Source organism: Streptococcus sp. HMSC061D10 (genome assembly GCF_001808865.1).
In the GTDB taxonomy this organism is placed as follows: Bacteria; Bacillota; Bacilli; order Lactobacillales; family Streptococcaceae; genus Streptococcus.
The window spans coordinates 1-24,686 of sequence record NZ_KV795009.1 but is presented as its reverse complement, the minus strand read 5'-3'; the positions used below and the strand labels follow the sequence as shown (position 1 = coordinate 24,686).

At 38.7% G+C, this 24,686-nt stretch carries 20 protein-coding genes and 3 pseudogenes; 16 read left to right on the top strand and 7 right to left on the bottom strand.

Translation table 11 applies throughout. From position 1 onward, the window contains the following. Window positions 1–73 precede the first annotated feature (73 nt). The 12 genes and pseudogenes from HMPREF2728_RS11015 to HMPREF2728_RS10295 all read left to right on the top strand — a co-directional run bounded on the left by HMPREF2728_RS11015 (window position 74) and on the right by HMPREF2728_RS10295 (window position 11,898). Window positions 74–196, top strand: coding sequence for a conjugal transfer protein (locus HMPREF2728_RS11015; protein WP_083280552.1), 123 nt, complete (start codon window positions 74–76; stop codon window positions 194–196). Window positions 197–214: 18 nt separating this feature from the next. After that, a pseudogene (gene mobT, locus HMPREF2728_RS03795) lies at window positions 215–1,419 on the top strand (MobT family relaxase). Between the two features lie 42 nt (window positions 1,420–1,461). Next, window positions 1,462–1,683 carry a hypothetical protein gene (locus tag HMPREF2728_RS03790; protein ID WP_001009056.1) on the top strand — a complete coding sequence of 74 codons (222 nt, stop codon included), beginning with the start codon at window positions 1,462–1,464 and terminating at the stop codon, window positions 1,681–1,683. Window positions 1,684–1,799: 116 nt separating this feature from the next. Next, entirely contained in the window at window positions 1,800–2,297 is a 498-nt protein-coding gene (locus HMPREF2728_RS03785; RefSeq protein WP_000342539.1) for an antirestriction protein ArdA, read from the top strand. An 88-nt stretch (window positions 2,298–2,385) separates the two neighbouring features. Continuing rightward, window positions 2,386–2,778 carry a conjugal transfer protein gene (locus tag HMPREF2728_RS03780; RefSeq protein ID WP_000723888.1) on the top strand — a complete coding sequence of 131 codons (393 nt, stop codon included), beginning with the start codon at window positions 2,386–2,388 and terminating at the stop codon, window positions 2,776–2,778. Next, a complete protein-coding gene (locus HMPREF2728_RS03775; RefSeq protein ID WP_000331160.1) occupies window positions 2,762–5,209 on the top strand; it encodes a conjugal transfer ATPase TcpF in 2,448 nt (815 codons plus the stop codon). The genes HMPREF2728_RS03780 and HMPREF2728_RS03775 overlap by 17 nt, the downstream gene beginning before the upstream one ends. Before the next feature lie 2 nt (window positions 5,210–5,211). Further along, entirely contained in the window at window positions 5,212–7,389 is a 2,178-nt protein-coding gene (locus tag HMPREF2728_RS03770; protein WP_000804748.1) for a CD3337/EF1877 family mobilome membrane protein, read from the top strand. Then, complete coding sequence (locus HMPREF2728_RS03765) at window positions 7,386–8,387, top strand: bifunctional lytic transglycosylase/C40 family peptidase (RefSeq protein WP_070659532.1); 1,002 nt, start codon at window positions 7,386–7,388, stop codon at window positions 8,385–8,387. Before HMPREF2728_RS03770 ends, HMPREF2728_RS03765 begins: the two co-directional genes overlap by 4 nt. Beyond that, window positions 8,384–9,316 carry a conjugal transfer protein gene (locus tag HMPREF2728_RS03760; protein WP_001224319.1) on the top strand — a complete coding sequence of 311 codons (933 nt, stop codon included), beginning with the start codon at window positions 8,384–8,386 and terminating at the stop codon, window positions 9,314–9,316. The genes HMPREF2728_RS03765 and HMPREF2728_RS03760 overlap by 4 nt, the downstream gene beginning before the upstream one ends. 313 nt (window positions 9,317–9,629) lie before the next feature. After that, a pseudogene (locus HMPREF2728_RS11035) lies at window positions 9,630–9,677 on the top strand (hypothetical protein); the annotation flags it as partial. A 15-nt stretch (window positions 9,678–9,692) separates the two neighbouring features. Next, the gene (gene tet(M), locus HMPREF2728_RS03755; protein ID WP_075227092.1) at window positions 9,693–11,612 is read left to right on the top strand and encodes a tetracycline resistance ribosomal protection protein Tet(M); all 1,920 of its coding nucleotides are present in this window, start codon (window positions 9,693–9,695) and stop codon (window positions 11,610–11,612) included. Between the two features lie 118 nt (window positions 11,613–11,730). Further along, window positions 11,731–11,898: a cysteine-rich KTR domain-containing protein gene (locus tag HMPREF2728_RS10295; RefSeq protein ID WP_000336323.1), complete on the top strand. Its 168-nt coding sequence runs from the start codon at window positions 11,731–11,733 to the stop codon at window positions 11,896–11,898. Window positions 11,899–11,957: 59 nt separating this feature from the next. Here HMPREF2728_RS10295 and HMPREF2728_RS03750 read toward each other — a convergent pair whose 3' ends face one another. Then, window positions 11,958–12,311: a helix-turn-helix transcriptional regulator gene (locus HMPREF2728_RS03750; protein WP_001227347.1), complete on the bottom strand. Its 354-nt coding sequence runs from the start codon at window positions 12,309–12,311 to the stop codon at window positions 11,958–11,960. Between the two features lie 504 nt (window positions 12,312–12,815). On the opposite strand from HMPREF2728_RS03750, the gene HMPREF2728_RS03745 reads away from it, so the two are divergent. Next, on the top strand, window positions 12,816–13,238 hold the full coding sequence (locus tag HMPREF2728_RS03745; RefSeq protein WP_000804885.1) for a sigma-70 family RNA polymerase sigma factor: 423 nt from the start codon (window positions 12,816–12,818) through the stop codon (window positions 13,236–13,238). Next, on the top strand, window positions 13,235–13,465 hold the full coding sequence (locus tag HMPREF2728_RS03740) for a helix-turn-helix domain-containing protein (protein WP_000857133.1): 231 nt from the start codon (window positions 13,235–13,237) through the stop codon (window positions 13,463–13,465). The genes HMPREF2728_RS03745 and HMPREF2728_RS03740 overlap by 4 nt, the downstream gene beginning before the upstream one ends. Window positions 13,466–13,690: 225 nt before the next feature. Here HMPREF2728_RS03740 and HMPREF2728_RS10950 read toward each other — a convergent pair whose 3' ends face one another. After that, window positions 13,691–13,942, bottom strand: a complete 252-nt coding sequence (locus HMPREF2728_RS10950; protein ID WP_001845478.1) for a hypothetical protein — start codon at window positions 13,940–13,942, stop codon at window positions 13,691–13,693. Between HMPREF2728_RS10950 and HMPREF2728_RS03735 the strand changes: the two genes are divergently transcribed. Together HMPREF2728_RS03735 and HMPREF2728_RS03730 are read left to right on the top strand one after the other, a co-directional pair. Then, window positions 13,926–14,129, top strand: coding sequence for an excisionase (locus HMPREF2728_RS03735; protein ID WP_075227091.1), 204 nt, complete (start codon window positions 13,926–13,928; stop codon window positions 14,127–14,129). The genes HMPREF2728_RS10950 and HMPREF2728_RS03735 overlap by 17 nt on opposite strands. Before the next feature lie 81 nt (window positions 14,130–14,210). Further along, a complete protein-coding gene (locus HMPREF2728_RS03730) occupies window positions 14,211–15,428 on the top strand; it encodes a tyrosine-type recombinase/integrase (protein WP_001291569.1) in 1,218 nt (405 codons plus the stop codon). 212 nt (window positions 15,429–15,640) lie between these two features. On the opposite strand, the pseudogene HMPREF2728_RS10285 reads toward HMPREF2728_RS03730, so the two are convergent. The 5 genes and pseudogenes from HMPREF2728_RS10285 to HMPREF2728_RS03710 all read right to left on the bottom strand — a co-directional run bounded on the left by HMPREF2728_RS10285 (window position 15,641) and on the right by HMPREF2728_RS03710 (window position 24,177). Further along, window positions 15,641–15,795, bottom strand: a pseudogene (locus HMPREF2728_RS10285) (helix-turn-helix domain-containing protein). 78 nt (window positions 15,796–15,873) lie between these two features. After that, complete coding sequence (gene msrB, locus HMPREF2728_RS03725; protein WP_075227090.1) at window positions 15,874–16,989, bottom strand: peptide-methionine (R)-S-oxide reductase MsrB; 1,116 nt, start codon at window positions 16,987–16,989, stop codon at window positions 15,874–15,876. Window positions 16,990–16,998: 9 nt separating this feature from the next. After that, window positions 16,999–17,559, bottom strand: coding sequence for a TlpA family protein disulfide reductase (locus HMPREF2728_RS03720; protein ID WP_075227089.1), 561 nt, complete (start codon window positions 17,557–17,559; stop codon window positions 16,999–17,001). A gap of 158 nt (window positions 17,560–17,717) precedes the next feature. Next, window positions 17,718–23,612, bottom strand: coding sequence for a ZmpA/ZmpB/ZmpC family metallo-endopeptidase (locus tag HMPREF2728_RS03715; protein WP_075227088.1), 5,895 nt, complete (start codon window positions 23,610–23,612; stop codon window positions 17,718–17,720). Between the two features lies 1 nt (window position 23,613). After that, window positions 23,614–24,177 carry a TIGR01440 family protein gene (locus HMPREF2728_RS03710; protein ID WP_070458979.1) on the bottom strand — a complete coding sequence of 188 codons (564 nt, stop codon included), beginning with the start codon at window positions 24,175–24,177 and terminating at the stop codon, window positions 23,614–23,616. Between the last annotated feature and the right edge of the window lie 509 nt (window positions 24,178–24,686).

Below are 24,686 nucleotides of genomic sequence, written 5' to 3'. Positions count from 1 at the left end.
TTTGGCTACCAAATTAGCTACCAAAAAAGGAAATACACCTCAAAAAGCCTCATTTTAAAGGGCTTTTTTTCATATTTTCCCACTATTTCTAACAGGGGGGTACAAATCGACAGGAAACAGTCAAAAAAATAGCAGAAAATTCTTTGGTTACAAGGAGTTTAGAAAATTTCGTGGTATGTCAAATGAGCTTCAATAGTTGACATACCTTTTTTAATTGGAGGGATTTAACTGAATGAACAAACTTTGATACAGCATTTAAAGGAAAAACGGTTGGCTTATGGGCTATCTCAAAACCGACTGGCTATTGCTACAGGCATTACAAGGCAATATCTTAGCGACATTGAAACTGGCAAGGTTAAGCCATCAGACGAGTTGCAACAATCCCTTTGGGAAACTCTGGAACGCTTCAATCCCGATGCCCCACTTGAAATGCTCTTTGACTATGTAAGGATTCGCTTTCCCACAATGGACGTACAGCATGTGGTTGAAGAAATATTGCAATTGAAACTTTCCTATTTTCTTCATGAAGACTATGGCTTTTATTCTTATTCAGAACATTATGCCTTAGGCGATATATTCGTTCTCTGCTCTCATGAGATAGACAAAGGTGTTCTGGTGGAATTAAAAGGTCGTGGGTGCAGACAATTTGAAAGCTATCTTCTAGCACAACAAAGAAGCTGGTATGAGTTCTTTATGGACGCTTTGGTGGCTGGTGGCGTGATGAAACGCCTTGACCTTGCCATCAACGATAAAACAGGGATTTTGAATATTCCCACACTGACGGAAAAATGCCTACAGGAAGAGTGTATTTCGGTGTTCCGCAGTTTCAAGAGCTATCGCAGTGGCGAACTGGTACGCAAAGAGGAAAAGGAATGTATGGGAAACACCCTCTATATCGGTTCATTACAAAGTGAAGTTTATTTCTGTATCTATGAAAAGGACTACGAGCAGTACAAGAAAAATGATATTCCCATTGAAGACGCAGAAGTAAAAAACCGTTTTGAGATTCGATTGAAAAATGAGCGTGCCTATTATGCAGTCCGTGATTTACTCGTCTATGACAATCCAGAGCATACCGCCTTTAAAATTATCAATCGGTATATCCGTTTTGTAGATAAAGACGATTCCAAACCTCGTTCTGATTGGAAACTGAATGAAGAATGGGCTTGGTTTATTGGGAACAATCGTGAACGATTAAAACTAACCACAAAACCAGAGCCTTACTCCTTCCAAAGGACGCTGAACTGGCTATCTCATCAAGTTGCCCCGACCTTAAAGGTTGCGATTAAACTTGATGAAATCAACCAGACGCAGGTTGTAAAAGACATTCTCGACCATGCGAAACTGACAGACCGACACAAGCAGATTTTGAAGCAACAGTCAGTAAAAGAACAGGACGTGATAACAACAAAAAAATAACTCAAATACAAATTCATTGAATATAGAGAGGAGAACATTTTTATGAATTTTGGACAAAACCTTTATAACTGGTTTCTATCAAACGCTCAATCACTGGTGCTTTTAGCAATCGTTGTGATTGGCTTGTATCTTGGCTTCAAGCGTGAGTTTAGCAAACTGATTGGCTTTTTAATTATTGCGATTATTGCGGTTGGCTTAGTCTTCAACGCTGCTGGAGTAAAAGACATTTTACTAGAGCTATTCAATCGCATTATTGGTGCTTAAATAAAACCGTTCTTTTGTGGAATATAAGTGGTTTTCTTATGTTCCGCAAAGGAATGGTACACCAAACGAAGTGCGGTAGGGATTTTTGAATCTCTACAAAGAAAGGACGTGAATATATGGACGATATGCAAGTCTATATTGCGAATTTAGGCAAATACAATGAGGGCGAATTGGTCGGTGCGTGGTTTACCTTTCCCATTGACTTTGAGGAAGTCAAAGAGAAAATCGGCTTGAATGATGAATATGAGGAATACGCCATTCATGACTACGAGTTACCCTTTACGGTTGACGAATACACTTCCATTGGCGAACTCAATCGACTATGGGAAATGGTATCGGAATTACCCGAAGAATTACAATCGGAGCTATCTGCTCTGCTCACTCATTTTTCAAGCATTGAAGAACTAAGCGAACATCAAGAGGATATTATCATTCATTCCGATTGTGATGATATGTATGACGTGGCACGCTACTACATTGAAGAAACGGGTGCTTTAGGCGAAGTACCAGCTAGTCTTCAAAACTATATTGATTATCAAGCCTATGGTCGGGATTTAGACCTTTCAGGAACGTTTATCTCAACCAATCATGGGATTTTTGAAATCGTCTATTAAATCTGTCGGTACATTACTACTGGCAGATTTTCTATTTTACGGGGTGGCTCAATCAGCTACCCCTATTTTTTATGAAAGGATTGATTACATGAAGAAAATACGAAGCTATACCAGTATCTGGTCTGTGGAAAAGGTACTGTATTCTATCAATGATTTTAGACTTCCGTTTCCCATAACCTTTACGCAAATGACATGGTTTGTCGTGTCACTCTTTGCAGTGATGATACTTGGCAACTTGCCCCCTCTTTCCATGATAGAGGGAGCATTTCTCAAATACTTTGGGATTCCTGTGGCTTTCACATGGTTTATGTCTACAAAAACTTTTGATGGTAAAAAGCCTTATGGATTTTTGAAGTCTGTCATTGCTTATGCACTGCGACCAAAGCTGACCTATGCAGGAAAAAAAGTAACGCTTGGCAGAAACCAGCCACAAGAAGCCATTACAGCAGTTAGGAGTGAATTTTATGGCATATCCAATTAAATACATTGAAAACAATCTCGTCTGGAATAAAGACGGGGAATGTTATGCTTACTATGAGCTTGTTCCTTACAATTACTCATTTCTAAGTCCAGAACAGAAAATACAAGTGCATGATTCTTTCAGACAGCTTATCGCACAAAATCGTGATGGCAAAATTCATGCTTTACAAATCAGTACAGAATCCAGCATACGTTCTGCACAAGAGCGTTCCAAAAATGAAGTCACTGGCAAGCTCAAAGCGGTTGCCTATGACAAAATCGACCAACAGACAGACGCTTTAATATCCATGATTGGCGAAAATCAAGTGAACTACCGTTTCTTTATCGGCTTTAAGTTGCTTCTCAACGATCAGGAGTTTTCTATGAAAAGTCTTACCGTTGAAGCAAAAAATGCTTTGTCTGATTTTGTCTATGATGTGAACCATAAGCTGATGGGCGATTTTGTTAGTATGAGTAATGATGAAATCCTGCGTTTTCAGAAGATGGAAAAGCTCTTAGAAAATAAAATCTCTCGTCGTTTCAAAATCCGCAGGTTAGATAAGGACGACTTCGGCTATCTGATTGAACACCTTTACGGACAGACAGGCACTGCCTATGAAGAGTATGAGTACCATCTATCAAAGAAAAAGCTGGATAATGAAACGCTGATTAAATACTATGACTTGATTAAGCCTACTCGCTGTTTGGTGGAAGAAAAACAGCGATATTTGAAAATCCAGCAGGAAGATGAAACCGTCTATGTAGCTTACTTTACCATTAACAGCATTGTCGGAGAACTGGACTTCCCGTCCTCTGAAATCTTCTACTACCAGCAACAGCAATTTACATTCCCGATTGATACGTCAATGAATGTGGAAATTGTAGCGAATCGTAAAGCCCTATCTACTGTCCGCAATAAAAAGAAAGAACTGAAAGACTTGGATAACCACGCTTGGCAAAGTGATAATGAAACCAGCTCCAATGTGGCGGAAGCTCTGGAAAGTGTGAATGAGCTGGAAACCAATTTAGACCAAAGCAAGGAATCTATGTACAAGCTGTCTTATGTGGTAAGGGTATCAGCAAATGATCTTGACGAACTCAAACGTCGTTGTAATGAAGTGAAAGATTTTTATGACGATTTAAGCGTAAAACTGGTACGACCATTTGGGGATATGCTCGGCTTACATGAAGAATTTTTACCTGCCAGCAAGCGTTATATGAATGATTATATTCAATACGTGACCTCTGATTTCCTCGCTGGTTTAGGTTTTGGTGCTACTCAAATGCTGGGGGAAAATGAGGGGATTTATGTTGGCTACAGCTTAGATACTGGACGCAATGTCTATCTGAAACCTGCTCTTGCCAGTCAAGGGGTTAAGGGTTCAGTAACCAATGCGTTAGCGTCGGCTTTTGTTGGTTCGCTGGGTGGTGGTAAATCCTTTGCGAATAACCTTATCGTCTATTATGCGGTGCTTTATGGGGCACAAGCAGTGATTGTAGACCCAAAAGCAGAACGTGGCAGATGGAAAGAAACCTTGCCAGAGATTTCCCATGAAATCAATATCGTCACTCTGACTTCTGATGAGAAAAACAAAGGCTTACTTGACCCTTATGTGATTATGAAAAATCCCAAAGATTCTGAATCACTGGCTATTGATATTCTGACATTCCTTACGGGGATTTCCTCTCGTGATGGGGAACGCTTCCCAATCCTTAGAAAAGCCATTCGTGCAGTAACCAATAGTGAAGTACGAGGGTTGATGAAAGTGATTGAGGAATTACGGGTTGAGAATACGCCACTAAGTACCAGTATAGCCGACCATATCGAAAGTTTTACAGACTATGACTTTGCACATTTATTATTCAGTAATGGTTATGTGGAGCAGTCTATCAGCTTAGAAAAACAACTGAACATTATACAGGTTGCGGACTTGGTACTTCCCGACAAGGAAACTTCCTTTGAGGAATATACCACTATGGAGCTTTTATCCGTTGCTATGCTGATTGTCATTAGTACCTTTGCTTTAGACTTTATCCATACAGACCGAAGCATTTTCAAGATTGTAGATTTAGACGAAGCATGGAGCTTTTTACAGGTAGCACAAGGAAAAACACTATCTATGAAGCTGGTTCGGGCTGGTCGTGCTATGAACGCTGGGGTATATTTCGTGACCCAAAATACAGACGACCTCTTAGATGAAAAACTGAAAAATAACCTCGGCTTAAAATTTGCATTTCGTTCCACTGACCTTAACGAGATTAAAAAGACCTTAGCCTTTTTTGGTGTAGACCCAGAGGACGAAAACAATCAGAAGCGATTGCGTGATTTGGAAAACGGGCAATGCCTTATCAGTGATTTATATGGTCGTGTCGGTGTGATACAGTTCCACCCTGTATTTGAAGAACTGCTCCATGCCTTTGATACCAGACCACCTGTGCGAAAAGAGGTGTAAATGTGAAACCATCAATAGTAAACAGAATAAAATCAAACTGGACGCTGAAACGTCTAGGTAAAGTGGCAATGACAGTGGCTTTCACACTTGTGATTGCCATTTTTCTTTTAGCCATGCTGGGAACGGTGGTTCAAGCTGCGGGCTTGGTAGATGATACGGTCAATGTGGCAAATGAATACAGCCGATACCCACTTGAAAACTATCAACTGGATTTTTATGTGGATAATAGCTGGGGCTGGCTTCCGTGGAACTGGTCGGACGGGATTGGAAAACAGGTCATGTATGGACTATATGCCATTACCAATTTTATTTGGACAATCAGTTTGTATGTTTCCAATGCGACAGGTTACTTAGTACAGGAAGCCTATTCCTTAGACTTCATTTCCGCTACAGCAGATTCCATTGGTAAGAATATGCAGACCTTAGCTGGTGTGAGTGCAAACGGATTTTCAACAGAGGGTTTCTATGTTGGATTCCTCTTACTCTTGATTTTGGTTCTTGGGGTTTATGTTGCCTATACGGGACTGATAAAGAGAGAAACCACAAAGGCAATTCATGCCATTATGAATTTTGTGCTGGTGTTTATCCTATCGGCTTCCTTTATTGCCTACGCTCCCGACTACATTAAAAAAATCAATGACTTTTCATCAGACATCAGTAATGCCAGTTTATCACTTGGCACGAAGATTGTCATGCCCCATTCCGATAGTCAAGGCAAGGACAGCGTGGACTTAATCAGAGATAGCCTGTTTTCCATACAGGTTCAGCAACCGTGGCTACTGCTTCAATACAACAGTTCAGACATTGAAAGTATCGGTATTGACCGTGTGGAAAGCCTGCTCTCCACCAGCCCAGATTCCAACAATGGCGAAGACAGAGAAAAAATTGTTGCGGAAGAAATTGAAGACAGAAGCAATACCAATCTAACCATTACAAAGACCATTAACCGTTTAGGTACAGTCTTCTTCCTATTTGTCTTCAATATTGGGATTTCCATATTTGTATTCCTATTAACAGGAATCATGATTTTCTCGCAGGTACTTTTTATCATCTATGCTATGTTTCTGCCTGTGAGCTTTATTTTAAGCATGATTCCATCATTTGATGGTATGTCAAAACGAGCCATAACAAAGCTCTTTAATACCATTTTGACACGAGCTGGAATCACATTGATTATTACGACAGCATTTAGTATTTCAACCATGCTCTATACCTTATCGGCTGGTTATCCGTTCTTTTTGATTGCTTTTCTACAGATTGTGACCTTTGCAGGAATCTACTTCAAGCTGGGCGATTTAATGAGTATGTTTTCTCTACAGAGTAACGATTCTCAAAGTGTGGGAAGTCGTGTGATGAGAAAACCTCGTATGCTTATGCACGCTCACATGCACCGTCTACAGCGGAAACTTGGACGTTCCATGACTACTCTAGGGGCTGGGTCTGCCATTGTTACAGGTAAAAAAGGACAGTCGGGTTCGGGGAGTTCTGCAAGGACACAAGCAGATCACTCCCGACCAGACGGAAAGGAAAAATCAACACTTGGAAAACGTATCGGTCAAACCATCGGTACAGTAGCTGATACCAAAGACAGAATGGTAGACACTGCTAGTGGTTTGAAAGAACAGGTTAAAGATTTGCCGACCAATGCAAGATATGCAGTATATCAAGGAAAATCCAAAGTAAAAGAGAATGTCCGTGATTTAACCAGTAGTATTTCTCAAACCAAAGCGGACAGAGCCAGTGGACGCAAGGAACAGCAGGAACAAAGGCGAAAAACCATTGCGAAGCGTCGCTCTGAAATGGAACAGGTCAAACAGAAAAAACAGCCTGCTTCTTCTGTTCATGAAAGACCGACTACAAGACAAGAACAATATCATGATGAACAGACCTCAAAACAGTCTAATATTCAGACTTCATATAAGGAATCTCAACAAGCCAAACAAGAGCGTCCAGCAGTTAAGTCCGATTTTTCAAGTCCAAAAGTGGAACGCCAAGGCAATACCGTTCAAGAAAAAACCGTTCAAAAGCCAGCAACTTCAACCACTACAGCAGATAGAACTTCACAACGTCCAATCACAAAAGAACGTCCGTCTACTGTTCAAAGAGTACCACTACAAAATACAAGAAGTAGACCACCAATCAAAACCGCCACCATTAAGAAAGTCGGTAAGAAACCATGAAGTTGAAAACTTTAGTGATTGGTGGTTCTGGATTATTCTTGATGGTCTTCTCACTGCTTCTGTTTGTTGCCATTTTATTTTCAGATGAACAGGACAGCGGAATTTCCAATATTCATTATGGAGGTGTGAATGTTTCCGCAGAAGTGCTGGCTCATAAGCCTATGGTAGAAAAATATGCCAAAGAATATGGCGTTGAAGAATATGTCAACATACTTCTTGCAATTATACAGGTGGAATCGGGCGGTACTGCGGAAGATGTTATGCAGTCCTCGGAATCCCTCGGTCTTCCACCTAATTCATTGAGTACAGAAGAATCCATTAAGCAAGGTGTGAAGTATTTCAGTGAATTATTAGCCAGTAGCGAAAGGCTCAGTGTAGATTTAGAATCGGTTATCCAGTCCTACAATTATGGTGGTGGTTTCTTAGGGTATGTGGCTAATCGTGGAAATAAATATACCTTTGAACTGGCTCAAAGTTTCTCAAAAGAGTATTCAGGTGGCGAAAAAGTGTCTTACCCCAATCCCATAGCCATACCTATCAATGGGGGCTGGCGATACAACTATGGCAATATGTTTTATGTGCAACTGGTAACGCAGTATCTTGTCACAACAGAGTTTGATGATGATACGGTACAAGCCATCATGGACGAAGCACTGAAATATGAGGGCTGGCGATACGTTTACGGTGGAGCTTCCCCGACTACTTCTTTTGATTGTAGCGGACTGACACAATGGACGTATGGAAAAGCTGGAATTAACTTACCACGAACCGCACAACAGCAATATGATGTGACCCAGCATATCCCACTATCGGAAGCACAAGCTGGCGATTTGGTTTTCTTTCATTCTACCTATAACGCTGGCTCTTATATTACTCATGTTGGGATATACCTTGGCAATAACCGTATGTTTCATGCAGGCGACCCAATCGGTTATGCCGACTTAACAAGCCCCTACTGGCAACAGCATTTAGTGGAAGCAGGACGAATCAAACAATGAGAAAGGAAGATTTAATGATGAAATTTAGAAAAAATCAGAATAAAGAAAAACAGATACCAAAGGAAAAGAAACCTCGTGTCTATAAGGTCAATCCTCATAAAAAGGTTGTGATTGCCTTGTGGGTACTTTTAGGGCTTAGTTTCAGCTTTGCGATATTCAAGCACTTTACAGCTATAGATACTCATACTATTCACGAAACAACTATCATAGAAAAGGAATACGTTGATACTCATCATGTAGAAAATTTTGTAGAGAACTTTGCGAAAGTCTACTATTCATGGGAGCAATCCGATAAGTCCATTGATAATCGAATGGAAAGTCTAAAAGGCTATCTGACAGATGAACTTCAAGCTCTCAATGTTGATACAGTACGCAAAGATATTCCTGTATCGTCTTCTGTAAGAGGATTTCAGATATGGACGGTAGAGCCAACTGGCGACAATGAGTTTAATGTAACCTACAGTGTAGACCAGCTCATTACAGAGGGAGAAAATACAAAGACCGTCCACTCTGCTTATATAGTGAGTGTCTATGTAGATGGTTCTGGAAATATGGTACTGGTTAAGAATCCGACCATTACCAACATACCTAAGAAATCAAGTTATAAACCAAAAGCCATTGAAAGTGAGGGGACGGTTGATTCCATTACAACCAATGAAATCAATGAGTTTTTAACGACGTTCTTCAAGCTCTATCCTACAGCGACAGCCAGTGAACTTTCCTACTATGTGAATGACGGGATATTAAAACCAATCGGAAAAGAGTACATCTTTCAAGAACTGGTAAATCCTATTCACAATCGTAAGGATAATCAAGTCACGGTATCGCTGACAGTGGAGTATATCGACCAGCAGACCAAAGCAACGCAGGTATCTCAATTTGATTTGGTACTTGAAAAGAACGGGAGTAATTGGAAGATTGTAAAATAACAAATATTGGTACATGATTACAGATACTTTGTAATCATGTACTCTTTTTGATAAAAAATTGGAGATTCCTTTACAAATATGCTCTTACGTGCTATTATTTAAGTGACTATTTAAAAGGAGTTAATAAATATGCGGCAAGGTATTCTTAAATAAACTGTCAATTTGATAGCGGGAATAAATAATTAGATGTCCTTTTTTAGGAGGGCTTAGTTTTTTGTACCCAGTTTAAGAATACCTTTATCATGTGATTCTAAAGTATCCAGAGAATATCTGTATGCTTTGTATACCTATGGTTATGCATAAAAATCCCAGTGATAAAAGTATTTATCACTGGGATTTTTATGCCCTTTTGGGTTTTTGAATGGAGGAAAATCACATGAAAATTATTAATATTGGAGTTTTAGCTCATGTTGATGCAGGAAAAACTACCTTAACAGAAAGCTTATTATATAACAGTGGAGCGATTACAGAATTAGGAAGCGTGGACAAAGGTACAACGAGGACGGATAATACGCTTTTAGAACGTCAGAGAGGAATTACAATTCAGACAGGAATAACCTCTTTTCAGTGGGAAAATACGAAGGTGAACATCATAGACACGCCAGGACATATGGATTTCTTAGCAGAAGTATATCGTTCATTATCAGTTTTAGATGGGGCAATTCTACTGATTTCTGCAAAAGATGGCGTACAAGCACAAACTCGTATATTATTTCATGCACTTAGGAAAATGGGGATTCCCACAATCTTTTTTATCAATAAGATTGACCAAAATGGAATTGATTTATCAACGGTTTATCAGGATATTAAAGAGAAACTTTCTGCCGAAATTGTAATCAAACAGAAGGTAGAACTGTATCCTAATATGTGTGTGACGAACTTTACCGAATCTGAACAATGGGATACGGTAATAGAGGGAAACGATGACCTTTTAGAGAAATATATGTCCGGTAAATCATTAGAAGCATTGGAACTCGAACAAGAGGAAAGCATAAGATTTCATAATTGTTCCCTGTTCCCTATTTATCACGGAAGTGCAAAAAACAATATAGGGATTGATAACCTTATAGAAGTGATTACGAATAAATTTTATTCATCAACACATCGAGGTCCGTCTGAACTTTGCGGAAATGTTTTCAAAATTGAATATACAAAAAAAAGACAACGTCTTGCATATATACGCCTTTATAGTGGAGTACTACATTTACGAGATTCGGTTAGAGTATCAGAAAAAGAAAAAATAAAAGTTACAGAAATGTATACTTCAATAAATGGTGAATTATGTAAGATTGATAGAGCTTATTCTGGAGAAATTGTTATTTTGCAAAATGAGTTTTTGAAGTTAAATAGTGTTCTTGGAGATACAAAACTATTGCCACAGAGAAAAAAGATTGAAAATCCGCACCCTCTACTACAAACAACTGTTGAACCGAGTAAACCTGAACAGAGAGAAATGTTGCTTGATGCCCTTTTGGAAATCTCAGATAGTGATCCGCTTCTACGATATTACGTGGATTCTACGACACATGAAATTATACTTTCTTTCTTAGGGAAAGTACAAATGGAAGTGATTAGTGCACTGTTGCAAGAAAAGTATCATGTGGAGATAGAACTAAAAGAGCCTACAGTCATTTATATGGAGAGACCGTTAAAAAATGCAGAATATACCATTCACATCGAAGTGCCGCCAAATCCTTTCTGGGCTTCCATTGGTTTATCTGTATCACCGCTTCCGTTGGGAAGTGGAATGCAGTATGAGAGCTCGGTTTCTCTTGGATACTTAAATCAATCATTTCAAAATGCAGTTATGGAAGGGATACGCTATGGTTGCGAACAAGGATTATATGGTTGGAATGTGACGGATTGTAAAATCTGTTTTAAGTATGGCTTATACTATAGCCCTGTTAGTACCCCAGCAGATTTTCGGATGCTTGCTCCTATTGTATTGGAACAAGTCTTAAAAAAAGCTGGAACAGAATTGTTAGAGCCATATCTTAGTTTTAAAATTTATGCGCCACAGGAATATCTTTCACGAGCATACAACGATGCTCCTAAATATTGTGCGAACATCGTAGACACTCAATTGAAAAATAATGAGGTCATTCTTAGTGGAGAAATCCCTGCTCGGTGTATTCAAGAATATCGTAGTGATTTAACTTTCTTTACAAATGGACGTAGTGTTTGTTTAACAGAGTTAAAAGGGTACCATGTTACTACCGGTGAACCTGTTTGCCAGCCCCGTCGTCCAAATAGTCGGATAGATAAAGTACGATATATGTTCAATAAAATAACTTAGTGTATTTTATGTTGTTATATAAATATGGTTTCTTGTTAAATAAGATGAAATATTTTTTAATAAAGATTTGAATTAAAGTGTAAAGGAGGAGATAGTTATTATAAACTACAAGTGGATATTGTGTCCTGTATGTGGAAATAAAACACGATTAAAGATAAGGGAAGATACTGAATTAAAAAAATTCCCCCTCTATTGTCCGAAATGCAGACAAGAAAATTTAATTGAAATAAAGCAGTTCAAAGTAACTGTGATTACAGAGCCAGACGCAAAGACGCAGAGCCGATAAAATGAGATTAATACAATCTCATTTTATCGGCTCTTTCCGTTATGTATGGATTCTTTTAATTAGTCTTCGATGTTTCTTGCTTCGTTGATACCGCTGGCTAAAGATTCCATTAAGGATAGTTCTTTGTCTGTAAAGCTATCCATGTATTTCTCTATCTGTAATCGTCGGGTGCTTTTTACCAAGTTATTAGCAGGTAAGAAAAATTCATCAACGGAAACATGAAGTAACGATACAAGGTCATAAAGAACTTGTATGCTGGGGTGTTGCCCTTTATTTTCAATATTAGTTAAGTACCGTGGGTCAATTTCAATCAATGCTCCCACTTGTTCACGAGTTAAACCTCGTTTCAATCGAGCTTCTTTAATGGCTAAACCAAAGGCTCTAAAATCATATTTATCTTCTTTTTTACGCATAGTAGACCACCTCTATACATTTTATTGTTCCTACTGAATTAAAAACAGGTATAGAAAAACGTGTTATATGGTTTATAGGTTTATATTTAATAAAAAGCACTACTAAACGCCAATAAAAAAAACCGTTATATGGTAGTGCTATTTACGCTGTTAAAATATTGTATATTACTTCCAAATGGCGGTTTGTTGGAGGTCAACGTCGCCATGAAGTACATCATATACAATAAATTTCCTTACATTGGGTTCTTGTCAAAAAAAGTCGTCTATCTGCAATAGATAAGTACGTCCACCAATGTGGTTTTATAAATCATATAGATAGAATAACAGAAGCATGTAAACAGAGAAATAAATCTGTTTATATGCTTTTTTGGCTATTCAGAACTTTTTTACAAAGTTTATTTATCAGTAATGCAACAAATCCCCCTTTCACATTGGGACTAAGAGTGAAAGGAGATAAACGAGCAAGGCTCACTTCCTTTCCTAGACAGAAAGGGGGTGAGAAACATGAAACCATCTTCTTTTCAGACCACAATAGAAAATCAGTTTGACTATATCTGTAAACGTGCTATGGAAGACGAGCGAAAGAATTATATGCTTTATCTTTCAAGGATTGCAAAGCGTGAGGTGTCCTTTTCGGATGTTGGCGATTATCTTGTTAGCCAGTTTGCGACAACAGATAACTATTCAACTGACTTTCAGATTTTTACACTCAATGGGTTATCAGTAGGCGTTGAAAATGATTTGTTGAGTGAAGCATTACGTGAGTTGCCAGACAAGAAACGTGAAATTCTACTGCTGTTTTACTTTATGGACATGAGCGATTCAGAAATTGCAGACCTGTTGAAATTGAACCGTTCTACTGTCTATCGGCATAGAACCAGTGGACTAGCCTTAATTAAAAAGTTTATGGAGGAATTTGAAGAATGAAAACACAATATCCTATGATTCCCTTTCCTCTCATTGTAAAGGCAACAGATGGCGATACCGAAGCGATTAACCAGATTCTACATCATTACAGAGGGTACATAACGAAGCGTTCCCTACGACTTATGAAAGATGAATATGGCAATCAAAGTATGGTCGTTGATGAAGTCTTACGTGGAAGAATGGAAACCAGACTGATTACAAAGATTTTGTCATTTGAAATTAAGTAATATCCTCTCTCCTTTCGTGGAAGCGTGCTAAACCATTCCACGCTTCCCGAACAGGGAGGTTTGTTATTCCACCAAAGCATATTGAGCTTTCAATGTGTTTTGATAGGCTAACGAGCCATTGTTCTTTGAAAACTGAATAAAAGTAATCGAATACGTTTCGATAAGAAAAGAGTCAACGGAACTAACCGCCATGACCTATCTTATAAAGATAGCGAGCGATTCATGTTAGTGATCCGAGAAGCAATCTTTAGCAGGATTGCCTGCAACGACATTCTTATCGTGATAATGATACTCCCATACAGTCAATAGTCCGAGCGTGATAAAACCGTCGCAGGCAATGAGTATGGCTACATGAGAACCATGCAGGGGTGGAACTCCCGTGAGCTTTGCTAAAGCTGTTCGATTGCTGGTAAAACAACTTTTATGAAATCCAAATAAGTGATTTGGAAAGGAGGATTTTATGAAGCAGACTGACATTCCTATTTGGGAACGTTATACCCTAACCATTGAAGAAGCGTCAAAATATTTTCGTATTGGCGAAAACAAGCTACGACGCTTGGCAGAGGAAAATAAAAATGCAAATTGGCTGATTATGAATGGCAATCGTATTCAGATAAAGCGAAAACAGTTTGAAAAAATTATTGATAAATTGGACGCAATCTAGCGTCGCCAAAGGGTCTTGGATATGATAAAATAGCATTAAGTCGTATCAAGGCTCTTTCCATTTTGGAAAGGAGCGAAAGCCATGTCAGAGAAAAGACGTGACAATAAAGGTCGCATTTTAAAGACTGGGGAGAGCCAACGAAAAGACGGAAGATACTTATATAAATATGTAGATTCATTTGGAGAACCGCAATTTATCTACTCATGGAAACTGGTGGCTACAGACAGAGTACCAGCAGGAAAGCGTGATTGTGTTCCTCTTCGGGAAAAAGTTGCGGAGCTACTGAAAGACATTCATGATGGCATTGATGTTGTAGGAAAGAAAATGACACTTTGTCAGCTTTACGCAAAGCAGAATGCTCAAAGACCCAATGTGAAGAAAGGCACGCAAACTGGACGGAAATATCTGATGGATATTTTGACAAAGGACAAGTTAGGTGCAAGGAGCATAGACAGCATTAAACCGTCTGACGCTAAAGAATGGGCGATTAGAATGAGTGAAGATGGATATGCTTATCAAACCATCAATAACTATAAGCGTTCTTTAAGGGCTTCATTCTATATTGCGATTGAAGACGATTGTGTTCGGAAGAATCCCTTTGACTTCCAGCTAAATACCGTCATTGATGATGATACTGTTCCTAAAGTCGCATTGACAACGGAGCAGGAAGAAAAGCTGTTATCCTTTGCGAAAGCTGATAAGACCTACAGCAAGAATTATGATGAAATCCTGATACTCTTAAAAACGGGTCTTCGTATTTCAGAGTTTGGCGGTCTGACACTTCCAGATTTGGATTTTGAAAATCGTCTTGTCAAGGTAGACCATCAGTTACTACGAGATACTGAAAATGGATACTACATTGAAACTCCCAAGACTAAAAGTGGCGAACGACAAGTTCCTATGGTTGAAGAAGCCTATCAAGCGTTTCAGCGAGTGCTGGCGAATCGGAAGAACCGTAAATGTGTTGTGATTGATGGTTATAGTAATTTCCTTTTTCTCAATGGGAAAGACTATCCTAAAGTGGCAAGTGATTACAATGGTATGTTGAAAAACCTTGTCAAGAAATACAATAAATATCATGAGGATAAGCTACCCCATATCACTCCACACATTTTGCGTCATACGTTCTGCACTAACTATGCAAATGCAGGAATGAACCCAAAAGCATTGCAGTACATTATGGGGCATGCGAATATAAACATGACGCTGAACTATTACGCACATGCTACATTCGATTCTGCTATGGCAGAGATGAACCGCTTGGAAAAAAAGAAACAGCAGGAACGTCTTGTTGCTTAGTAGTACAGATGAATTTACTACTAATTTACCACTTCTGACAGTCAATTCATGAGGAAATATATAAGGAAACGTGAAGTATCTTCCAACAGTAAAAATGCTCGAAGCCCTTTAGAATAAGGATTTGCGAGCATTTAATGAGATTTAAAAGGATAATTAGAAATCTATGTTTTGTTTAAATAAAAAAGCGGATCAGCATTGGCTGAACCACATTTTTAGTCTGGCACATACTCCAATATATCACCAGGCTGGCATCCTAGTTCTTTACAAATAGCTTCAAGCATTGAAAAACGGATAACTTTCACCTTACTTATTTTCAAAATCAAAAATTTTCAGGAGTGATCCCAACACGTTCGATTAAATTGCCCAACCGCTTCTAAAATCCAAATTCTACACTTCTTATGAATTTAAATGTATTTCAAGTAAACTCTTTTTAAAAATATCAAGATCACTCTACATAATCCAACAGATAGCCATAGCCCTTTTCTTCCATCTGATCCTTTGGAATAAAGCGAATGGACAGACTATTGATACAATAGCGTAAGCCTCCCTTGTCCTTAGGCCCATCTGTAAAAACATGTCCTAAGTGGGAATCACCAGTTCTACTTTTGACTTCCGTTCTGACCATATTGTATGACTTGTCTTCCTTGTAGGTCGCAACATCTGGACTGATAGGCTGGGTAAAACTTGGCCAACCACAGCCCGATTCAAATTTATCTTTCGAAGAAAAGAGAGGTTCGCCAGTCGCAACATCCACATAAAGACCTGCTTCAAATTTATCCCAGTAACGATTTGAAAAGGCACGTTCTGTTTGACCATTTTGTGTCACGGCATACTCCTCTGGAGACAAAAGTTTTTTCAATTCATCGTCGCTCGGTTTTGGATATTGACTTGCATCAATAACAGGATAGGATGCTTGATTGACATTGATATGGCAATAGCCATTAGGGTTTTTCTGGAGATAGTCTTGGTGGTAATCTTCAGCCACGATAAAATTGCTTAAGGCTTCCTTTTCAACCGCTAGAGGTTGGTCGTACTTCTTAGAAACTTGGTCAAAAACTTGATTGATGACTTCTAAATCTTTCTCATCTGTATAGTAGACTCCTGTTCTGTACTGAGTCCCCACATCATTTCCCTGCTTATTCTTACTGATTGGATTGATAATGCGGAAATAATGAAGCAAGATCTCTTTTAGAGAGATTTGATTGGCATCATAGGTCACATGAACAGTCTCAGCATGCCCAGTTTGGCCGATCAATTCATACTGGGTTGTTTCTCCTCTACCATTAGCATAACCAGAGACAGCATCTGTCACACCTGCTACTCGTGAAAAATATTCTTCGACTCCCCAGAAACAACCTCCAGCTAGATAGATTTCATGCAAGTCAGCATCTTTACTTGAATCAGTTTTTTTCTTGGCCTTTTGTCCTTGACTAACTGCTGCCTTCTCGATTTGAGTGGTATCTGTGTAGCTTGCGCTCCTTTTTTCCAAAAGAAATAAAATTCCGATAATAATGCAAATGATGATTCCAATGAATACAATTATTTTTAATTTATCATTCATGATGAGCCTCTAATCTATGCTTTTTAGCGTCTGTAAAATAGTTTCTTTGTCCATAAAACCTGGTTGGGTCTTAACGAGTCTACCTTCCTTATCAATAAAGGCCTGAGTCGGATAAGAACGAACTCCGTAACTCGCCAAAAGTTGTCCCGAAGGGTCTAACAATACTGGTAAATCTTTATAGTCCAAGCCCTGATACCATTCCTTGAAGCCTTCTTCTGCTTGCTCGCCTTTTTGACCAGGAGAAACGACTGTCAAGATTACAAAGTCATCGCCAGCTTCTTTTGCCAGTTCATCGGTATCAGGGAGGCTGGCTAGACAAATAGAACACCATGAAGCCCAAAATTTGAGATAGACCTTTTTGCCTTTGTAATCTGATAGGCGATAGGTTTTACCATCAACTCCCATAAGCTCAAAGTCTGGAACTGCTTCACCTTGTTTTGCCATTTGAGAACTAACTTGCGCATTTTTGTCTCTATTTTGCTTATCAGCTTGGTTCTCCATCTGATTGTTACAAGCCGATAGACAAACCTGACTAGTGCAGACCAATACAGTTGCTTGCCATGTTTTCATCTTCATCACCTTCTTTTTTGTTATATGAATATAGATATTGGCTTTGTAGTTCTATTATATACCTACCTTGCTAAAAATACTTAGAATCTGTTTGGAAAATCAATAATCTTCTTGATTACCAAAAAACTCCCACCTGCTAAGCAGATGAGAGCTTTGGATTATTTAAAGATAGAAGTTTTAAAGCTATCTGTTTGTTGAAGAAGTTTCTTATAAACAGCTTCCTTAAGTTTGGTTACATTATTTGTTGACACAGACTTATTACCATTCTTCTCTGTTTTTAAGGTTGCAGCATCCTTAGCAGCAGCTTCCTTGAACAAGCGAAGAAGATCACTGTAAGATGAAATGCTAGTTCCATTTACTTCAAAGGTTGTCAAACCATTTGTAGCCTTGTCTTTCACTTCTTTATAGTAAGCTTTCTTCCAATCTTCAAGATTGTTGAATTTTCCTTCAGAAATCTTGTTGATAATAAAGTCATCACCTAGGGTGTTCTTACCTGCAGCCTTAGCCTCTTGTTTATACTTATTAGTAGCATAGCCTAGGAAGCCTTTTTCATAGCCGTAGTAACCCCATAATCTGAATGTATTATGTTTAAATGACATTCCTCCAGGAGCACCTTCACTTGTGTTACCACCATAGATACCTGTCATCATAGGGACGTTGACATATGCAGAACTAAAGTCATCTGGTTTATAGATACCATTTCCTGGTCCACGGTTAGTCATAAAGTTGTTATCTACTAGGTCGTTCACGGAATGAAGTTGAATAGCTTTTTCAGTATCATTTAGAGCACGAACATTATCGTATTGGTTCTTAGAGTTTCCTCTCATTTGCTTATCAACTTTCTTGAACCAAGCATTATTCAATTCTTGACTATTTTGTCCAAGAACTGCATCAGCCTCAAGATTGTCTAACATCATCAGAGTATCGTTATAACCTTTCATGTAGTTATCGATAGCTTCACGTGATTTAAGATCATTTGGATTCGTATTATACCATTGGTTACCATCGTTAGGTCTTTCAAATGCCATGTTTAATCCTAGAGCTCCATATTCACCTTGGTGGCCTTGTGTTGCAGGTGATTGAAGCATACCTTGGGCAAAGGCTTCAACATCTGTACCTTCACGACGACCAAAATTACCGAAGTAAACAAGACGGTCATTTAAGTGTGTAGTCTCGTGTGTGAACGCAGAAGCTCCGTATTCGCTAATCATATTAGACATAACGAAAGTTACTTTAGCACGATTATCATTTGGATTATCGTAAATACTTGCATAAGCTCCAGCAACAGCTCCATTATCACCGTAGTATTCTCCTACAGGTCCATAGATTTCACGGATTGGGGCATATACTTCCGTACTATTTTTGAATTGGCCATAGCGTTCAGGCCAGCCTGGCCAACCGTGACCCCAAACATAGAATCCTTCCCAAACTGGATAGACGATATCTTTGAACAATCTATTCTTCACATTATCCAAGGCCAATCGATGCCAGAAATCAAGATAATTAATCTGACGTTGTGCGGCTAGATCAATCTCCGGTTTAAGTTTTTCCAAAGTAGTATTGTACTTATTAGCTGTACCATAAGACATCGTATCGTAAGTAGAAATGAGGAACATTTCTGTCTTATCTAGATTCAACAAAGGTAGAATCATTTTTCTATGAAGACCACGAGTCAAATTGTCATAAGCACGATATTTATGTTCGCCAACTCCTGGATTTTGAGAAGCTTTTTCTACTACATAGACCTTATCCTTAGTCGCATCAATGAACCAATCATTCATATTATCGATATTAGTGAATAATCCTCTGTTGTAGTCTAAGAAACCATTTAAATCTCCAGATTTAGTGTATTTCGCTAGAACCTCACCGAAAGCATCGTATGTTCTTGAACCACTGATATTATTCTCTTTAGATCCAATTTCAATTAATCTATCAAGAACATCAACGTTTTTACCATAGAAATCAGGTTTGAATAACATTAATTCTTTAATATTAACATCACCAAATTTAACGCCGTAGTAACGGTTTAAGTATGTTAAACCTAATAATAGGGCAGCTTTATTTTTCTCAACTTTATCAAGAATCATTTGTTGAGCTGCGGGAGAATTATTAAGTTGGTGATCTTCATTTTCAACTAGTTTAGTTACTAATGTATTAAGATTAGCTTTTACATAGTCGAAACTTTCTTCTAAGAATAGATTTTTAATCGCATTTACTTTATTAGGTCCTGTTCTGCCAAGTTTTTGGTAAATTGGATCAGATTGAAGCTCGATAGGGTTTAAGATATATACGATACCGTTAATTAAAGCACTATGATCTTTTTGAACGATATTAGGTGTATATTTAATACCTAAGTCTGTTACAGTGTATTCTCTAACATTACTTAGACCCTCATCACTAGAAGATAGGTTGAAGTAATCTTTTGTTCCATCAGCATAGTGAACAATAATTTTGTTTGCAACACTTAGATCTGTTACAAAGTTATTATCATTCATTGGAGTAACAGAAATAACTTCTTTAGTATTTAACTTGTGGTTCTTATCTAATTTATTAGCTTGATTAACGATAAAATCTTTGTTATAGAATGGTTGTATTTTTTCAATATTCTTATAAGCAAGTTTATAGTCTGGATTGTAGTCTTGAATAGACTCATAAGCTGCTTCACGGGTGCTTACATTGTTCAACTTGTTCAATTCATAAGATTCACTTATGAATTTATCAGCTGTAATATTGTAACCAGCAACACGCTTATCAGCTTCTTCCTTAGTCAAATGTTTGAGTTTTTTAAGACTCTTGGTATCTTTACCAGTACCATCCTCAGCTGAGCTATAGCCAACTACGCCAAAAAGGTCTTTAATATGTGGGCCACCATCTTCATCGTTAACATCGTTAGAACCAAATATTTCATGACCTTTGATTACTTTAGCATATGTTACGTTATCTTGTACAGCTCCATATGGCCATGTTTTAGAGGCAATACCACCAACGTTTCTAGTATTTTTAACATCAAGGATACCCTTGGCAACAGAATTTGTTAATCTTGCTTTTGTACCTGATTTCCAACTATTTAGCATGTAAGTGACAAATGGCACTAGCATACTTGCATTTGCATTTTGCGCCGTAATAGTCGCATCTACATAGGCTCTATTGACAAAGCCCATATAGTTTGAACCAGCAATACCACCAACTGTCGAGTTATTTCCTACAGAGTTGATTTTACCAATAAAGGCGACATTTTCAACCTTACCATCTTCATCAATCTTATTGACAATACCTGCAACATCATTGTTACCAGTAACCGAACCAGTCACCTTAACATCTTCAATCAGACCTTTATTTTTAAGGTTAAATCCAACCGTAGCAATTTGATTTTGACCAGAACGATTAATATCTACATTTTCAAAGTTAATGTTCTTAATAGTCCCACCATTAATGACATTGAAGAGGGGATGTTCCAAATTATGGATAGCAAAACGTTTGTCACCATCACTCAATAGTTTACCAGTAAACTCCGAAGTAATGTAAGATTTACCTTGAGGAACAACGTTACGAGCACTCATACTTTGACCCAGTTTAAATTCACCAGCAGGATTTGCCTGAATGGCTTGGATCAATTCTCCAAAGTCGTAGAAAACACCATCCTGACTAGCTTTTGGTTTTTCAATATAGTAGGTATAAGTTTCATTAAAGCGATTATCGACATTACGTTGAACCAAGTTCTCCGCTACTGCTGTTACCTTGTAGACTTGTTTTCCATCAATTGTTGACTCTTCGATTTTTTGAACCGCTAGTAGATTGGTCTTATGGTCATTAGAGGTAACTTTCAGATAATAGTTTGACAAGTCGGTTGGCACTGAAGTCAGTCGAGTTTCATCCATTTCGATTTGATTTTCATATTTGATCAAATCCGTTCTTAGAATATCTTTAATCTCGATTTTCTTTAAATCCAGCCTTAGTGGTTCTTCCGTGAGAACTACTTCTTCGTTCCCATTTCCACGATCGTAAACCATCTTGGTCGCAATCTTGTAGTCCTTGTAATACTTCAAGTTCGTAAGATTAGCGGTCAAATCTCCCTCAGACATATTGACTGTTTGAAGGCTAGTGTCACTATCTTTCAAAACAACTTCAAGAGATTTAATGGTTACACCTGTTGGTTTTACCAATTGGTAACGAACCTTAGCACTACGCTCTAATTCTTCTTTATCTATATGAGTGAGGGTCAACGTTGGCTCAGTCAGGATTTGATCACCTTTTTTGATGATACGATCTTGAACTGCTTCAACAACTTCCTCTGAAATCGTTGGAGCATCTGCAGTTTTCACGCCCTTAAGAGTCTTATAGACTTTGGTAATCTTTTTCTTACCGTTTTGACCAGCTTGAGCAACAACTTCTGTTCCCTTCGGAAGAGTGCTGTCTACTTCTGTTCTTGTCTCGAAAGGAATTTCTTCAAATGAAACTTCTTCAACTTGACCTTCAATAGCCTTTGTACCACGACTAATTTTTTCGTTTACTGGTGCCGTAACAGTTTCTGTACTCGTGCTGATTGGGTCCCCAACTTTTTGGCCATTGACTGTCTTATAGACACGATGAATCAGCTGACTTCCTGCTTGACCGTTTTGAATCACTGTTTCTTCATCAGTGTAACGAGTATCATCAGCTACATACTCCTTTGTATATGGAACTGCTACTGTTTCAGTTTCTGTAATAGTTGCTTCAGCTACTTTATACTCTGGCAATTCTGGCTGAACTAGGGATTCACCTTGGTGACCTGCTTCTTGGGTTCCTTTGGCACTAATCTCGCCTGTATAAGCTGGGGATTCTGGCTGAACTAGAGATTCACCTTGGTGCCCCTCTTCTTGGGTGCCTTTGGCACTAATCTCACCGGTATAAGCTGGAGTTTCTGGTTGAATTAAGGATTCGCCTTCATGACCTGCTTCTTGGGTGCCTTTAGCTGTGATCTCACCGGTGTAGGCTGGCAACTCTGGTTGAACCAAAGATTCGCCTTCGTGGCCTTCTTCTTGGGTACCTTTGGCTGTAAGCTCGCCTGTATAAGCTGGGACTTCTGGTTGAACTAGGGATTCACCTTCATGACCTTCTTCTTGGGTGCCTTTGGCTGTAAGCTCGCCGGTGTAGGCTGGCAACTCTGGCTGAACCAAAGACTCACCTTGGTGACCTTCTTCTTGGGTGCCTTTGGCACTAATCTCGCTAGTGTAGGCTGGCAACTCTGGTTGAACTAGGGATTCGCCTTCGTGGCCTTTTTCTTGGGTGCCTTTGGCACTAATCTCGCCCGTATAAGCTGGAGCTTCTGGTTGAACTAGGGATTCGCCTTCGTGACCTTCTTCTTGGGTGCCTTTGGCTGTAAGTTCGTCGGTGTAGGCTGGCAACTCTGGTTGAACCAAAGATTCGCCTTCGTGGCCTTCTTCTTGAGTTCCCTTAGCAGTCGTCATTTGCTCTGGTTGGTCTTGGAAGTCTGATGCTTTAAAGTAACCGACGTATTCGTATCCTTCGATTTGAATGACACCTTTTGCCAAGTCCTCTTGACTACTTGCTGCAATCGTTTGATTGAAGGAAACCAAGATTTTATTCTCAAAGGCTTGAGCTGACTGAGGGATAAAGTAACTACCACCTAGAGCTCCGATAAAGAGAAGGCCAAGCATTTTATTGCGGTGTTTTTTAGACATCACCACAACAACCATAGACGCTGTTGCAAAACCAAGAGTTGCCAGTGCCAGCTCCTTGCTTCCAGTGTTTGGCAATTGTTGAGAATTCACTTCCTTCTTTCTGTAAACAAGATAGACAACATCATCTTGCTTTAAATCAGAAGGGAGTTCGTGATGGATCAAAGCTTTTTCTGCTTCTGTCAATTCTTGTTCAGCCAAATAACGGTAATGAACTTGGTTGGGTGTTACCACTTCGTTAGCTGAAACAGTTTCAACTAAAAAGTTATTTGCCCCCAAAAGAAATGTCCCGATAACCGCAGAACCGACACCAACTGAGAACTTCCGAATAGAGTATTTAATGACTCTCTCAAACTGCATTTTTCTAGTATTCATTTTATATCTTCCTAATATGATCTATTGGATATTGAGCACGCGCCCCTCCAATGAGTTTTGGTCGACTTGCAAGTGCCGTCACATGAGCCTGACCAATCTCTCTTAAGATTGGTCGAATGGGTACCTGAACATGTTTGATATGCATACCGATAGCTGTATCACCAATATCCAGACCAGCATCTGCCCTGATAAATTCGACCTCCACGGGATCCTTCATATAGCGAAAGGCGGCCAACTGACCAGACCCTCCTGCATGTAAGGTCGGGAGTACACTCACAATCTCCAACTGATATTTTATAGCTACTTCTCGTTCAACAACTAAAGCCCGATTGACATGTTCACAACCTTGAACAGCCAGGTGAATTCCCTTAGCCGCCAACAGTTCCAACATAGTCTTGACAATAAGTTCACCGATTTCCTGACTCGAATCTTTTCCGATGTGTCCTCCCAGCACTTCACTCGAAGACAAACCTAAGACAAATAGTGCTCCCTCTTGTAAAGAAGCCTTGTCTAATACATCTTCAAGTATCTGCTGTGTTTCTGTTTGAATCCGTCTTTGGTCCATATTTCACCTCGCTTTTTTTCATTCTATCATATCGTTTTTCATCAATTTTAGCAAGATTGGAAGGCATAGGAATACCATTTGCTAGGATTCAAAAACTATATGAGGGCTCTTTTCAAAAACTGATTCAAATTCATCTAGTTTCAAATATAAGATAAATTATACTTTGAAAACAAAAAAAATATAATAGTTTAGTAAAATCGTTGATGTAACAACATTTACACCTAAAAGATTTGTCTGTCAATTCGATTATAAGCTACCGAAAAGCAACTTCTACCATTCTACCCCATTTCTTCTATTAAAGCTACTACTTTGCTTATTTTTTAGCCACTTTTTCGTCCATGTAGATTTAGATGATGATTCAGAAAATTTTCATGAAATTATGCTAAAACTTTAATTTTATCCTCAAATTATAATATGTTAGTTTTTTGAATACAAACTGTATCCAATATTTTAAAAATAAATTTTACATAGAAGATAACAAAAGGCGGTGGGACAGAAATCGATAGACA

Coding starts and splice junctions, on each gene's coding strand:
- HMPREF2728_RS03780 (WP_000723888.1), top strand. CDS start 2,386: ATGAAGAAAATACGAAGCTATACCAGTATCTGGTCTGTGGAAAAGGTA.
- HMPREF2728_RS03730 (WP_001291569.1), top strand. CDS start 14,211: ATGTCAGAGAAAAGACGTGACAATAAAGGTCGCATTTTAAAGACTGGG.
- HMPREF2728_RS03790 (WP_001009056.1), top strand. CDS start 1,462: ATGAATTTTGGACAAAACCTTTATAACTGGTTTCTATCAAACGCTCAA.
- msrB (WP_075227090.1), bottom strand. CDS start 16,989: ATGAATGATAAATTAAAAATAATTGTATTCATTGGAATCATCATTTGC.
- HMPREF2728_RS03735 (WP_075227091.1), top strand. CDS start 13,926: ATGAAGCAGACTGACATTCCTATTTGGGAACGTTATACCCTAACCATT.
- HMPREF2728_RS03710 (WP_070458979.1), bottom strand. CDS start 24,177: ATGGACCAAAGACGGATTCAAACAGAAACACAGCAGATACTTGAAGAT.
- HMPREF2728_RS03745 (WP_000804885.1), top strand. CDS start 12,816: ATGAAACCATCTTCTTTTCAGACCACAATAGAAAATCAGTTTGACTAT.
- HMPREF2728_RS03775 (WP_000331160.1), top strand. CDS start 2,762: ATGGCATATCCAATTAAATACATTGAAAACAATCTCGTCTGGAATAAA.
- HMPREF2728_RS03740 (WP_000857133.1), top strand. CDS start 13,235: ATGAAAACACAATATCCTATGATTCCCTTTCCTCTCATTGTAAAGGCA.
- HMPREF2728_RS03785 (WP_000342539.1), top strand. CDS start 1,800: ATGGACGATATGCAAGTCTATATTGCGAATTTAGGCAAATACAATGAG.
- HMPREF2728_RS03720 (WP_075227089.1), bottom strand. CDS start 17,559: ATGAAAACATGGCAAGCAACTGTATTGGTCTGCACTAGTCAGGTTTGT.
- HMPREF2728_RS03760 (WP_001224319.1), top strand. CDS start 8,384: ATGAGAAAGGAAGATTTAATGATGAAATTTAGAAAAAATCAGAATAAA.
- HMPREF2728_RS03750 (WP_001227347.1), bottom strand. CDS start 12,311: ATGCGTAAAAAAGAAGATAAATATGATTTTAGAGCCTTTGGTTTAGCC.
- HMPREF2728_RS10950 (WP_001845478.1), bottom strand. CDS start 13,942: ATGTCAGTCTGCTTCATAAAATCCTCCTTTCCAAATCACTTATTTGGA.
- HMPREF2728_RS03715 (WP_075227088.1), bottom strand. CDS start 23,612: ATGAATACTAGAAAAATGCAGTTTGAGAGAGTCATTAAATACTCTATT.
- HMPREF2728_RS03765 (WP_070659532.1), top strand. CDS start 7,386: ATGAAGTTGAAAACTTTAGTGATTGGTGGTTCTGGATTATTCTTGATG.